Source organism: Pseudomonas sp. EA_65y_Pfl2_P78, assembly GCF_963970495.1.
GTDB lineage: Bacteria > Pseudomonadota > Gammaproteobacteria > Pseudomonadales > Pseudomonadaceae > Aquipseudomonas > Aquipseudomonas baetica_A.
The window spans coordinates 1-13,001 of sequence record NZ_CAXAON010000042.1; the positions used below are offsets into that span (position 1 = coordinate 1).

Genomic DNA, 13,001 nt, shown 5'->3' on the forward strand with positions numbered 1-13,001 from the left:
CGTTTGATGCGTTGGCCTGGTATCAGTGTGATCACTTGGGGACGCCGCAGGAGCTGACGGATTCACAAGGCAACATGGCCTGGACCGCGCAGTACAAGGCTTGGGGGCAGGTGACGGAGCAGCGTTCGGAGTGGGCGCGGCAGCATGGTGTGACGAATCCGATACGGTTCCAGGGGCAGTATCACGATCATGAGACTGGGCTGCATTACAACCGGTATCGGTACTATGATCCGGGGGTTGGGCGGTTTATTAGTCAGGATCCGATTAGCTATGCGGGTGGGTTGAATCTTTATTTTTACGGGGATAACCCCGTCGGGCTCATCGACCCATTAGGTCTAGCAGGCCATAAAGTAGGAGCGAATACGGCAGGACAAGACGTGTTGGCTCGAGGCGTTCACGTTAACGTGAACGGGTCTGGCTTGCCTCCCGCCGGTGGTCACATTGCTCTTAAACCGAACGCTGAAGGAACCCATGTTGTACTCGCACCGGCCGACAAGGCAACGCGAGCGATGCCCAATTCCCAATGGGGTAAGGCATGTGAGTGTGTTCTAAAATACCTCGACAAACCGAGCAACGTGGATCGGCTTACCAAAGCTGCACAGGCTGGAGTCGACGCAAATCCAAATTCTGCACGTGTGCCGGAACTGAAACAGGTCGGTACCATTCTGAGTGGGCACCATGCCGCTGGAACGAACCCGGTAGCGCGTAAATAAGGGAATATATGATTTCTACTGATTTTTATAAGTTGATTGCGCTGTTTTTAGAAGGAACGGGTAATCTTCAACCGAATATTTTTGGATTGAAGAGTCTCTCTGAGATGGAATTGATAAATGCCGATTTTGAGTTGGTCGGGGATCTGGATGATTTTCATTTTTTCGAGAAAGCATACGATGTTCCTAATTCGCGTAGAAAAATAGAGATTGTATTTAAGCAATATTTTTTCGTGAGCGAGAAATTAGGGGGCGGCCTTGGTGTTGCATGTGGGGTGAGGCTGACTTCTCTTTTAAGAAAGCAACCATTTGCTACAGCGGCGAGATATATAGGCGATAATCGGATTTCGTTCTATTTTTCCGAAGATAAAAGTGAAGGAGCACTGATTTTTGACAGAAGGATCGTAATAAGATTTGGTCGGCGATCCAAAAGAAGTTCCTACATGATTTCAACTGTCGAGTGTGATTTTGATAATAAGCGTTTTGGTGACGTAGCAAAGAAGGCAGTGCATGAAACTTACAAGTGCCTTACTCTCGATTCGATGATAAACGAAGCCAGATTACAAGGCTGTTCGAATGCTTTTAATCGCTTGGTTCGACAGCTTTATCCCAGTTGCAATACGCGATGATAATTATCCGCTCAAAAGTCAAAGGAGTGACAACATGAAAGACGCCATTCGCTTGGGCGACTCTACCACTCACGGTGGCAAGGTCCTCGAAGCTTTCTCCCAGACTGACCTCAACGGCAAGCCGATTGCCGGGCTCGGTCACAAGGTTAGTTGCCCATTGTGTAAGGGGATTTTCCCGATTGCCGAGGGCAGCAGTACCTACACCGTCGATGGCACGCCGATCGCGCTCGATGGCATGAAAACCGCCTGCGGTGCTGCGCTGATTGCCAGTGGGCCTAAAGGGGCCGTGATTAGCTGAATCCATATTTTGTGCATCGATTGCCTTTATGCATGGCGCGGGTTCCTGTCGCCTGTTTGAGGATGCTTGAAGAATGAATGAAGTCGTTCTACTGCATTGCCTGAATATTAATACTAACCATCAAGTCGTGAGTTTTATATGCTGAGTATGAGTTGTACTTTTAACCGCCTGTGGGCCGCATGTGTTGTCGCAGGTGTATGTTTTTCTGGTACGAACGTAGCGCAAGCGCAGCCAGCAGACCTGTATAAACAATTGGATGCCGCCGTACTTCAATACGCCTATTCAAAGGAGCAAAAAGACCTTGATGCCGTAAATAAGTTGCTCAAGGGCGGTGCAAAACCTGACGCGCTTATTCTATGGCATGCAGCTTATTACAGGAGCCCCGTGCTGGTAGATCGGCTTCTCGAGTTTCCTGTCGATGTCAATCAACGAATCAGCGATAACGGTGAAACAATACTGTTATCCATATTGGGGCATATGGGGGATCCAGAAGACATGAAGGACTCAATGCCCATTGTGCAGAGCCTGATCAAAGCGGGTGCCGACACCAATGCGATTGCTCAAGGCGGAACCAATACGCCACTTATTGCAGCCGTGGGCATAGAAAATCCGTCGTCGGTCGAAGTGACAAAGTTGCTGCTGCAGGCTGGTGCCGACGCCCGGATGCTGACGCCTCAGGGCTTTTCTCCATTGATCGGCAAAGGTGCGAACAATCTGGAATTGATCAAGCTGTTGATCGCTGCTGGTACTGATCCCTATGGGGTCAGCAAGGTGGGTTCTACACCTTTGCATTACGTTTGCGAGCGTGCCTATGCACTGAACGATCAGCCGGATCCACAAGCTGCGCAGCGGATTGCGCTGCTGCACAAAGCTGGCACTTCCGTTGATGCCTTTGCACCTCAACAGCAGGCATGGCCTGTTGGCACTCCATTGCTGGAAAGTGCAATTCGTAGCAACCTGGATTGCACAAATGCTTTGCTGGCTGCCGGCGCCGATAAAGATGCACCGGCTTTCCCCCCGGAATATGTGGCACAAGACCCAAGTGTGAAAGGTCAGACTGTCCGTCAAAACATACTCAAATCAGTAAAAAATGTACCGGATTTGTATTCCGAATCCATTATCAAGTTGTTCCAGTAAAAAAAATTAAGCTAAACAGAGCTCAATGCTCTCTGAAATTTAAAGGAATAAATATGAAGATCGCTTCTTTGATTCTCGCCATGGCAGCAGTTTTTGGCACCTGCAATATCGCTCACGCGGATGGAAAAGATGCTGCCACTCTGAAAGGGATATACGACATTGGCCGCAATATGTCAGGCCTGGTCAAAAATTGTGTCGACAAAGGGTTCCTGAAAGCAGACAGCGTTGAGAGCGCCAACAAGATGGTTGTCTTTGTTGACAATATGCCTGGTGATTTTGACAAACATGACGGCGACAAGAACGAACAGTCTGGTCGTAAGGGCGAAGTGTTGGCTAACGGGGAATACAAGAACCTGGAAAGCAATCTGCCGCCGAACCTCACTCTCAAGCAATGGTGTGAGCAGGCTGATCAGGGCATGCGCGAAGGATTGAAGCGTGTCGGTCTGTAATCTCGGCTGATGTGATTCTACAGCTTGGAAGGACGCTCGCAGATCGCGAGCGTTTTTCATGTCATGGACTGTGCAGAGTGTCCCTGAAACTGCCTACGCGCATCACGCTAATAGTTCGGCAATCCATTGAGCCTGCTGCTTAACCTCTTGCACTTTCGCTTCGGGCAAAGCCTGCTGCGCACGTGCAAATTGAGTCAGCGTCTTTTGCTTCTGATGCAGCTTGCGTTGCCACTTGATCAGGAACGCCGGGCTGCGAGCCTGCATCTGTAGAGGGCCGAAGTAAAGCTCTTGATCGGTGTACGCCACTGTCTCGGCGCGTTCGGCAACGATGATTTCGTAGTCGAAGCGATTCTCGTGCAGCACTTCCTCGCTGAGGATGCGGTAGCCATTGTTCATCAGCCACTGGCGCAGTGGCTGCTCGCCGCCGTTGGGTTGCAGGATCAGGCGTTCCGCGCCGCTTAAGCGTGACTTGCCGCTCTCGAGAATATCGCGGATGGTTTCGCCACCCATGCCGCAGATAGTGATGGCGGTGATCCCGTCTTCCAGTCCGATCGCCGCCAGCCCATTGGCCAGGCGCACGGTGATGTGTTGCTGTAGATCGTTTTCGCGTACGGTGCGTTCGGCCGAGTGAAAGGGCGTCAACGCCACCTCACCGGCAACCGCCGCCTCAAGCACGCCTCGGCGCATCAGCGCCACCGGCAGATAGCCGTGATCCGAGCCAATATCGGCCAGCCGTGCGCCGGCGGGCACATGCGCGGCCACGCGCTCCAGGCGCGCGGACAATGTCTGTTCGTTCAACGGCAACCCCTGTTAAGCACAAACCTGCGGCGTCTATGGCCGCAAAAGGGGTGCGACTCTGGCGAGCAATGCGTTACGTGTCAAATTCCGGCGACAAGGTTCATGGCGTGCCCGCTCTGCGTTAGGCCGCACTGGCAATGGGTCAGGCGTCTAGATCGGCGCATCCGGCGTCGGAAAGTTGTAGGTGTCGATCATGCCTTCGCGGTAGTGCATTGCTGTGCAATGTTTGCCTGAGCCTGTGAGCCTTTGTGACGTTGCGCAGACAGACGCTCGCGGTGTTTACGGGTAATCTGCCGGTTCGCTGACTAAAACAAAACTAAAGTGGAGTCATTGATGCAACCGATCCGTCTCGGCCTGGTGGGCTACGGCAAAATTGCGCAGGATCAACACGTTCCTGCGATCAACGCCCATCCTGGATTCCAGCTGGTGGCAGTCGCCACACAAGGCAAGCCTTGCCCCGGTGTAGAAAATTTTCAGTCCTTGAGCGAGTTGCTCGAGAACGGCCCGCCGGTTGATGCAATTGCGTTCTGTACGCCGCCGCAAGGACGTTTTGCTCTAGTGCAACAAGCATTGGCTGCCGGCAAACATGTGCTGGTAGAGAAACCGCCCTGCGCCACGCTGGGTGAGGCGTTGGCGTTGGTGACTCTGGCCGAGCAACAAGGCGTCAGCGCGTTGTTTGCCTGGCATTCGCGCTACGCGCCCGGCATTGCCGCGGCCCGCGACTGGCTCGCGACGCGCACCCTGCAAAGCGTGCAGATCGACTGGAAGGAAGACGTGCGCAAGTGGCACCCCGGTCAGACCTGGATCTGGCAGCCGGGCGGCCTGGGCGTCTTCGATCCGGGCATCAATGCCTTGTCGATCGTGACTCACCTGCTGGCTCTGCCGTTGTTTGTCGAATCCGCCGAACTGCGCGTGCCGAGCAACTGCCAGTCGCCGATTGCCGCGTCCATCAAAATGTCTGATGCGTGCCACCTCGATGTGCGCGCCGAGTTCGATTTCGACCATGGTCATGATGAGCTCTGGAGCATCGAAGTTCGCTGCGCCGAAGGTGTGCTGCGCCTGGATAATGGTGGCGCGCTGTTGAGCATTGATGGTGTGCGCCACGCCGTATCGGAGGAGGGCGAGTACGCCGCGGTGTATCGGCATTTTCAACAGTTGATTGGCGACAAGGTCAGTGATCTGGATCTACAGCCGTTGCGGTTGGTGGCGGACAGTTTCTTTGTTGGAAGCCGCGTGGCGGTCGAGCCGTTCTACGACGCATGAACTGCACGCGACCCGTTGAAAGCCTGCCCTGAAAGCAGGCTTTTTTAGAAACGATCAAGCGAATAAGGCTCGATTGCCGGCCAATCGCGGATTCGACTTTCTATCGTCGGCAACGCCATCCGCACGATCATTTCCGCCGTCACCGCCGCCTGAGTCAGCCCCAGATGCTGATGCCCAAAGGCGAGCAACACCTTGCCCTCGCACACCTGATCAATCACTGGCAGCGAATCCGGCAATGACGGACGAAAGCCCATCCACGGCGTCGCCGCCGCAGCGCTCAGATCCTTGCGGAACACACCCTTGCTCAAATGGTGTAACTGCCACGCGCGCTCCATGCTCGGTGGCCGCTCCAGCCCGGCGAATTCGACAGTGCCCGCCAGCCGCAGGCCATCGGACATCGGCGTCATGATGAACTTGCGCTCCAGCGAGGTGACGGGGAAGGGCAGCCGGTTGTGTTCTTCGGGCAGCATCAAGTGATAACCGCGTTCGGTGTCCAACGGGACTTTCTTGCCGGTGAGTGCGGCGGTGAGTTTTGCCGAATGCGCACCGCAGGCGATCAGCACGCGGCTCGCGGTTAAACTGCCCGATCCGGTGATCAGCACAACACCGTGTTCTTGCACATACCCGCCTTGCACCTGTTGCTTCAAAAAGCTGACACCGCTGGCCTTGGCCGCTTCGACCAACTCGCACACTACCCGATACGGATCAATGAAATGCCCGGTGCGCGGGAAGAACAGGCCGCCCTGAATCTGCGTGCTGAGTAGCGGCGCAGCTTCTTGTATCGCGCCGGCCTGCCAGAAATCGACGGGCACTTGCTGCTCCCGCAAGCGCGCCTGAAGCGCATCGATCGGCTGTCGCGACTCGGGGCGTTCGAACACCAGCAGTGAACCGTCGACCTTGAGCAGTTCCGGTCGGTCGATGTCAGTCAGCAGGCGATGCCACGCATCAAGACTGCTCTCATTGAGTGCCCGCAGCCCCGCGACCGTTCTCTGGAAGGGCTCCGCGCGCAGATTCAGCAGCAACCGCGTGAACCAGGGCAGGGCGCGGGGCAGGTATTTCCAGTCCAGGCGCAACGGGCCCATCGGGTCCATCAACATCGCTGGCAAACGCTTGAGAATCGACACATCGGCAATCGGGAACACCTGCTCGGTTGCCAGGTGCCCGGCGTTACCGAACGATGCGCCGTGTCCGGGCGCCTGCTGGTCGACAACGACGACTCGCAAACCCTGGCGCGCCAGACGCAGCGCGCAGGCGACGCCGATAATCCCGGCGCCGACTACAGCGATGTCGTACGCCACGTTATTCGTCATTGCTTTGTGCTTCCCTTTGTCCATTGAGCAGACGCCGCAACTGCAGCGCATTGGCCTGCTTCAGTGCCGTGGGCAACAGGCTGTCGGGGAAGTCCTGATAACAGAGCGGGCGCAGAAACCGCAGGATCGCCGCCGTGCCAACCGATGTCGTGCGTGAATCCGAGGTGGCCGGGAAAGGCCCACCGTGAACCATGGCGTCACTGACTTCAACGCCGGTCGGCCAGCCGTTGACCAGCAGGCGCCCTGCCTTGCGTTCCAGCGTCGGTAACAAGGCCCGAGCCTGATCCAGATCCTCGTCTTCAAGGTGCAGCGTCGCGGTCAGTTGACCTTCCAGATGTTCGATGACCTGGCGGATTTCCATGCAACTGGCGCATTGCACGATCACCGAAGCGGCACCAAACGCTTCGGCTTGCAGTTGGTGATCGGCGAGAAAGTCGACGGCCTCTGTGACGAATACATGGGCCTGACACTGGTTCGGGCCGGTACCGACCTGGCCGATGGCAGCAATATCTGTTCCAGGGTTCTCGGCCAGTGCATTCACGGCAGACTCATACGCGTTGAAGACCCCAGGTGTGAGCATCGTCTGTGCCGGACTGCGCTGAATCCGTTCGGCGGTGGCTGCAATAAAGGTGTCCAGCGCAGGCTCCTTAAGGGCGATCACCAGTCCCGGGTTGGTACACAATTGCCCGGCACCCAGCGTCAGCGACGCGACAAACCCTTCGGCCAGCGCTTGCCCGCGATTGCGCAACGCCTCCGGGAACAGCAACACCGGGTTGATCGAACTCATTTCCGCGTACACCGGAATGGGTTCCGGACGCGCTTGCGCCGCTTGGATCAACGCCAGGCCACCGCTGCGCGAACCCGTGAAACCAACGGCTTTGATCCGTGGGTCGCTGACCAGCGCTATACCCACTTCGCGGCCAGCCCCGTACAACAACGAAAATACCCCTTCGGGTAATCCGCAGGCTTTCACCGCTCGCGCCACGGCACGACCGACCAGTTCACTGGTGCCGGGATGCGCACCGTGAGCCTTGACGATCACCGGGCAACCAGCGGCGAACGCCGACGCCGTATCACCGCCAGCAACCGAAAAGGCCAAGGGGAAATTGCTCGCGCCAAATACTGCCACCGGTCCCAACGGCACCTGACGTTGACGCAGATCCGGACGCGGCAGCGGCTGGCGCTGCGGCTGTGCGGTATCAACGCGTACATCCAGCCATTCTCCGGCCCGTACAGTGCGAGCGAACATCCGCAGTTGCTGACAGGTGCGGCCTCGCTCACTCATTAAACGCGGGCGCGGCAGGCCGGTTTCGGCCATGGCGCGATCAATCAATTCATCGCCGAGGGCTTCGATTTCCAGGGCAATGCTATCCAGAAAATCGGCGCGGGCATCCAGCGTTGTCTCGCGATAAAGGTCCAGTGCGGTCCAGGCCAGCGCACAGGCCTGTTCAACATGCTCGGCCGAGCCACCTGCATACGACGGTTCCAGCACGGCGTTGGTGGCCGGATTGATCCCTCGAATGGCTTCGCGATTGCCTGCGACTGTTTCTTGTCCGATCAACATATGGCCCGTCAGAGTCATGGGGTATTCCTGGTGGAAAAAGGGTGTCTGCCGTGAATTACACAGGTTCACGGCAGGTAGAAACGCGTGCGTCAGGCGAAGCGCTGTTCCGCCGACCAGTTTTCGTACCACTGACGGAACAGCGAATACTGGTTCTGCGCATAGCGACGCTGGGCGTCACTCAGCACATCGGTTTCGTTGAAGTGCAGGGTGTATTCCTTGTCGCCGTTGAGCACCATCAGGTGTTTGTAATACAGCACTAGATCACAGCCCTCGTCGAAGGAGGACAACACCGCCAGTGCCGACTCCAGCTCCCGTGCCTGACGCCGCGCCTTGGCGTCACCCTTGGCCGCTTGCTTGCTCAGCGCCACCAGTTGCAACACTTCACGGGGCAGGGCATTGCCGATACCAGTGATTGCCCCCGTCGCGTTGCAGTTGACGAAACCGTGGACCACTTGTGTGTCGACACCGACCATGAGGGTCACGTCGTCATCCTTGGAGGTAATGTTTTCGGCGGCGTAGCGCAAATCGGCGGCACCGCCGAATTCCTTGAAGCCGATCAGGTTTGGATACTCGCGGCGCAGTTCGAAGAACAGATCGGCGCGGGTGGCGAAGCCGTAATAAGGGCTGTTGTAGATCACCGCCGGCAGCCCGGGAGCGGCTTGGAGAATCGCGGCGAAGTGGGCTTTCTGCGCAGTGGCCGAAGCACCGCGGGACAGCACGCGAGGAATCACCATCAAACCTTGAGCGCCGACTTTTGCCGCGTGGGCCGCATGGGCAACCGCTTCGCGAGTATTGACCGCACCGGTGCCGACAATCGTCGGGATGCCTGCCGCGACCAGCCGCGCCACCCCCTCCTGACGCTCGGCCTCGGTCAGCAGCGGCCAGTCGCCCATGGAGCCGCAATACACCACCGCGCTCATGCCGATGTCGATCAGTTCACGACCCTTGGCCACCAACGCATCGAAGTCCGGTTTGCGCTGGGCGGTGCACGGGGTCATCAGGGCCGGCATGCAGCCGGTGAAGATGTTGTCGCTCATTGTTTTATCTCCTTGGCACATCGTTCAAATTGAGGTGAAAAATCAGCGCGAGGCTCAGATGCCCCACGCAAATGGGTCTTTTTCATCGATCAGCAGTGTGCTGTCGGCGGTCATCCAGGCGCGGCCGGTGATGTAAGGGCGAACGCGCTCGCCTTCCCATTCGAAGCGACCTTCGAACTGGCTGCCGGTGATGCTCGCTTGCACCCAGCGTTCGCCCGATTGCAGTTTGTCGTCGGCGGCCAGGCAGGCGAGTTTGGCGCTGGTGCCGGTGCCGCACGGTGAGCGGTCGTAGGCTTTGCCGGGGCACATGACGAAGTTGCGGCTGTCGGCGTGGGTGTCGTCAGCAAACAGTTCGATGTGGTCGATGACCGCGCCGTTTTCGCCGTATATACCTTGGTCTTCAAGGGCCTTGAGCATCGCCCAGGTATACGCCGTGAGGTGCTCGACGTTGTCCATGGTCAGCGTTTGGCCGTGCTCGGAGACGAGGAAAAACCAGTTGCCGCCATAAGCGATATCGCCAGACACGCGGCCATATCCAGGCACTTGCACCGACACTTGTTTGCGATAACGCCAGGACGGCACGTTGCCCAGGGTCACGCTGCTGTCTTCGTGCAATGTCGCGCTGACCAGCCCGACCGGTGTGTCAATCTTGTGCACACCCGGGGCGATCTGCCCCAAGTGCTGCAACGAATTGATCAGGCCGATGGTGCCGTGGCCGCACATGCCCAGGTAGCCGGCGTTGTTGAAGAAAATCACCCCACAGGTGGCGTCCGCCGACACCGGCTCGCAATACAGGGCACCCACCAGCACGTCGTTGCCCCGGGGTTCCAGCAGGCAGGCACGCCGCCACTGGTCATGCTGATTACGCAGAGCATCTCTTTTCTCGGCCATGGTGGTGCCGGGCAGGTCGGGGAAGCCTTTCATCACCAGACGTGTGGGTTCTCCGCCGGTATGGGAATCGATGACGTGTACTCGTTTCATGGACGTGTCCCGTTGAGTGATTTCAGTAGGCGCCGGCAGGCTGCGCATTCACGCGAGTTGCGGTGGAGACGATTTCACTGTCTTCATCGTCGTCCTCAAGGCGCAGCAGATGCGCCGGCACGCCGGTCGCAGCCCCCCAGTAATAAATGCCGGTTGCAAAAGCGGCCACGACGAGGGTGTCGAAAGGGTGGGCGAGGATGCCCAGACCGCCGAATGTGCCGAGTTTCGAGAGCACAATGGTCACGGCGTAGAACGCGATCAGCCACGCGCTAGAGCGCACCTGGCGTGCCAGATTCAGGTGAGCGGTTGGCACGAATCGGCCACACAACAAGTACACCGCGAACATCAGAATTTGCAGGCCAAGCAGCCACGAAACCGTGCTCCAGCCCGACCAGTAGACGATCAACGCGGCGATGATGAACGACACCGGCCCCAACACGCCCATGCACTTGACCCGGAACGGACGCGGCATGTTCGGCGCGTTGCGGCGCAGTGCAGCCACTGACACGGGGGCCACGGCGTAGCTCAACACCAGGGCGGCGGATACCACGTTGATCAACGCTTCCCAAGACGGAAACGGCAGGGTCCAGAACACCGACAGCGCGAAGGTCAGCCACAGCGCTGGACGCGGGATGCCGGACTTCTCATCGATTCGAGTGAACACCTTGAAGAACGTGCCGGTTTGCGCCCAGCCGTAGATCACTCGCGGGGTTGCGTTCATGTAGATGTTGCCGCAGCCGCTGGGTGAGATCACAGCGTCGGCAACCACCAGATAAGCCAGCCAACCTACGCCTAATGCCAGGGCGATGTCACGGTACGGCAGGGCGAATTCCTTGCTCACGCCGGCCCAACCGTTGGCGAGCAGGTCGGTCGGAATGCCACCGAGAAAGGCCATTTGCAACAGCACATAGATCAGGGTCGACAGCAGCACAGAAAGAATCAGTGCAATCGGAATGGTCCGTTGTGGATTTTTCACTTCACTGGCCACCGAAATGATCGGCGTCAGCCCCAGATAAGCGAAAATGATCCCGCCCGCCGACACGGCCATCTCCACACCCGACAGGCCGAACGGCGCAAAACCCTGCACCTGAAAGTTTTCCGGTTTGAAGAACGTGAACAGCACACCGATGACCAGCAGCGGCACGATGAATTTGAAGATGCTCACCAGGTTGTTGGCCTTGGCGAAGGTCTTCACGCTGCGGTAATTGAGCAGGAAAAATACGCACAGCAGGCCAAACTGCACCAGCCAGCCAAGGAAGGTCGGATCACCGCTGCCGGTTTTGCTCAGACCGGGAAACCATGCCGCCGCGTATTGGCGCGAAGCAACCACCTCGATTGCCACCAGACTGGAAAACGCGATCAGAGTGATGAACCCCATCAGGTAGCCGAGCAGCGGTCCGTGCGAGTACACCGGATAACGCACCACGCCCCCGGCACGGGGTAACGCCGCGCCCAGTTCGCAGTAGACGATGCCCAGCAACAACACCGCGAAGCCGCCCAGCAGCCAGGAGAAAATCCCCGCTGGCCCGGCGATCGCGGACACATGGCTGGCTGCGAACAACCAGCCCGAACCGAAAATCGCACCGAGCCCGATAAATGTGAGGTCGATCAGTGAAAGCTGTTTTTTGAACTTGCCTTGGCCTGACATGGCATCGCCTTCTTGTGAGTTATTGGATAGGCAGTTGTGGTGTCACTGGGGCCAGACTTTGAACTCATCGCGTTGGCTGCGATTGATGTTTTGCGCGGGGATCAATGACGAAATCAGCACAATGGCGCAGATGAAATGCGGGTCTCGACACGATTTGAACGATGCTGCAATCTGCACGCAAATGCCGTATGGCGGGCACTTGGCCCACTCACGAACAGGGCAGAGAGATTTGATGCGTAACGCGTTTTCGATCCTGAGTCCGGGCGGTGACGGCAACCGTCCACAAACCCTTGAAGAGCTATTGGCCGGCGCGACGCTGCTGTTGCCAATGCTAGACGTGATCCCCAATGCGGCGATTTTCATCAAGGATGTGCAGGCCCGTTACGTGCTGGCCAACCGCACACTGGTGCAGCGTTGTGGCTTGAAGGATCTGCGCCCGCTGCTCGGCAAAACCAGCGCGCAAGTGTTCCCGGCGCAGCTAGGGCCAGGTTACACAGAGCAGGATCGCAAAGTGCTGGAGGAGGGGTTTGTGCTTGAGGATCAGCTCGAACTGCACCTGTACGGCAGCCGCGAACCGGGCTGGTGCCTGACCCACAAGCAACCGCTGTACAGCCGTGACGGCGAGATCATCGGCTTGGCAGGCATTTCGGTGGACCTGCAATCGGCCAGCGAAACCCATCCGGCGTTCCAGCGACTGGCGGCTGTCGACGAACACATTCGCAGGCATTTCAATCGGCGTGTCACGCTGGGCGAACTGACCCGTATCGCTGGCATTTCAGTCGCGCAACTGGAGCGCTACTGCAAACGGGTTTTCCATCTGACGCCCCGACAGATGATTCAGAAAGTTCGGCTGGAACATGCCCATCGCCTGCTCCATACCGACCTGCCAATCACCGATGTTGCGCTGCAGTGCGGATACACCGATCACAGCGCATTCACCCGCCAGTTCAAGGCATCGACGGGGTTTACGCCGAGGCAATATCGCCAGACGACCGGGCATTAGACCAACATCGTCAACCACGCCGAGAGCAGCAGCGAAAAAGCCAGCAGCGCGTTCATACGCTTGAACGCCTGAGCTGAACCGAACAGCCGCGCACTGCTTGCACCCAGCAACACCCAAAACGTCATGCACGGCAACGACACCAACAAAAACAGCAGTGACAACACCAGCAGCCGT

Annotated in this window: 13 protein-coding genes and 1 pseudogene; 7 read left to right on the forward strand and 7 right to left on the reverse strand. The window is 57.7% G+C overall.

What is annotated here, in order from left to right; genetic code table 11:
* From AACY02_RS23525 to AACY02_RS23545, 5 genes are all read left to right on the forward strand, one after another.
* On the forward strand, nucleotides 1–713 hold a 713-nt coding region (locus tag AACY02_RS23525; RefSeq protein WP_339433995.1), incomplete at its 5' end, for an RHS repeat-associated core domain-containing protein.
* An 8-nt stretch (nucleotides 714–721) separates the two neighbouring features.
* Nucleotides 722–1,339 (forward strand): hypothetical protein, encoded by a 618-nt coding sequence (locus tag AACY02_RS23530; RefSeq protein ID WP_339433996.1) that lies wholly within the window; start codon nucleotides 722–724, stop codon nucleotides 1,337–1,339.
* 34 nt (nucleotides 1,340–1,373) lie between these two features.
* Nucleotides 1,374–1,637, forward strand: coding sequence for a PAAR domain-containing protein (locus AACY02_RS23535; protein WP_339433997.1), 264 nt, complete (start codon nucleotides 1,374–1,376; stop codon nucleotides 1,635–1,637).
* A 138-nt stretch (nucleotides 1,638–1,775) separates the two neighbouring features.
* Nucleotides 1,776–2,774: an ankyrin repeat domain-containing protein gene (locus AACY02_RS23540; protein WP_339433998.1), complete on the forward strand. Its 999-nt coding sequence runs from the start codon at nucleotides 1,776–1,778 to the stop codon at nucleotides 2,772–2,774.
* A gap of 53 nt (nucleotides 2,775–2,827) precedes the next feature.
* On the forward strand, nucleotides 2,828–3,223 hold the full coding sequence (locus tag AACY02_RS23545) for a hypothetical protein (protein WP_339433999.1): 396 nt from the start codon (nucleotides 2,828–2,830) through the stop codon (nucleotides 3,221–3,223).
* A 102-nt stretch (nucleotides 3,224–3,325) separates the two neighbouring features.
* Here AACY02_RS23545 and AACY02_RS23550 read toward each other — a convergent pair whose 3' ends face one another.
* Nucleotides 3,326–4,021, reverse strand: coding sequence for a tRNA (adenine(22)-N(1))-methyltransferase (locus AACY02_RS23550; protein ID WP_339434000.1), 696 nt, complete (start codon nucleotides 4,019–4,021; stop codon nucleotides 3,326–3,328).
* A 333-nt stretch (nucleotides 4,022–4,354) separates the two neighbouring features.
* Here AACY02_RS23550 and AACY02_RS23555 point away from each other — a divergent pair, with 333 nt between their 5' ends.
* Nucleotides 4,355–5,284, forward strand: a complete 930-nt coding sequence (locus tag AACY02_RS23555; protein ID WP_339434001.1) for a Gfo/Idh/MocA family protein — start codon at nucleotides 4,355–4,357, stop codon at nucleotides 5,282–5,284.
* A gap of 44 nt (nucleotides 5,285–5,328) precedes the next feature.
* Here AACY02_RS23555 and AACY02_RS23560 read toward each other — a convergent pair whose 3' ends face one another.
* From AACY02_RS23560 to AACY02_RS23580, 5 genes are all read right to left on the reverse strand, one after another.
* A complete protein-coding gene (locus AACY02_RS23560; RefSeq protein ID WP_339434002.1) occupies nucleotides 5,329–6,594 on the reverse strand; it encodes an NAD(P)/FAD-dependent oxidoreductase in 1,266 nt (421 codons plus the stop codon).
* Nucleotides 6,584–8,176 (reverse strand): aldehyde dehydrogenase (NADP(+)), encoded by a 1,593-nt coding sequence (locus AACY02_RS23565; RefSeq protein ID WP_339434003.1) that lies wholly within the window; start codon nucleotides 8,174–8,176, stop codon nucleotides 6,584–6,586. The genes AACY02_RS23560 and AACY02_RS23565 overlap by 11 nt, the downstream gene beginning before the upstream one ends.
* Nucleotides 8,177–8,247: 71 nt before the next feature.
* Nucleotides 8,248–9,195 (reverse strand): dihydrodipicolinate synthase family protein, encoded by a 948-nt coding sequence (locus tag AACY02_RS23570; RefSeq protein WP_339434004.1) that lies wholly within the window; start codon nucleotides 9,193–9,195, stop codon nucleotides 8,248–8,250.
* Between the two features lie 54 nt (nucleotides 9,196–9,249).
* The gene (locus AACY02_RS23575) at nucleotides 9,250–10,176 is read right to left on the reverse strand and encodes a 4-hydroxyproline epimerase (RefSeq protein ID WP_339434005.1); all 927 of its coding nucleotides are present in this window, start codon (nucleotides 10,174–10,176) and stop codon (nucleotides 9,250–9,252) included.
* Between the two features lie 22 nt (nucleotides 10,177–10,198).
* Nucleotides 10,199–11,824 carry an APC family permease gene (locus tag AACY02_RS23580; protein ID WP_339434006.1) on the reverse strand — a complete coding sequence of 542 codons (1,626 nt, stop codon included), beginning with the start codon at nucleotides 11,822–11,824 and terminating at the stop codon, nucleotides 10,199–10,201.
* A 232-nt stretch (nucleotides 11,825–12,056) separates the two neighbouring features.
* On the opposite strand from AACY02_RS23580, the gene AACY02_RS23585 reads away from it, so the two are divergent.
* On the forward strand, nucleotides 12,057–12,827 hold the full coding sequence (locus tag AACY02_RS23585) for an AraC family transcriptional regulator (RefSeq protein WP_339434007.1): 771 nt from the start codon (nucleotides 12,057–12,059) through the stop codon (nucleotides 12,825–12,827).
* On the opposite strand, the pseudogene AACY02_RS23590 reads toward AACY02_RS23585, so the two are convergent.
* Nucleotides 12,824–13,000 (reverse strand): annotated as a pseudogene (locus AACY02_RS23590) (LysE family translocator); the annotation flags it as partial. The gene AACY02_RS23585 and the pseudogene AACY02_RS23590 sit on opposite strands and share 4 nt — an antisense overlap.
* Nucleotide 13,001: the final 1 nt, after the last annotated feature.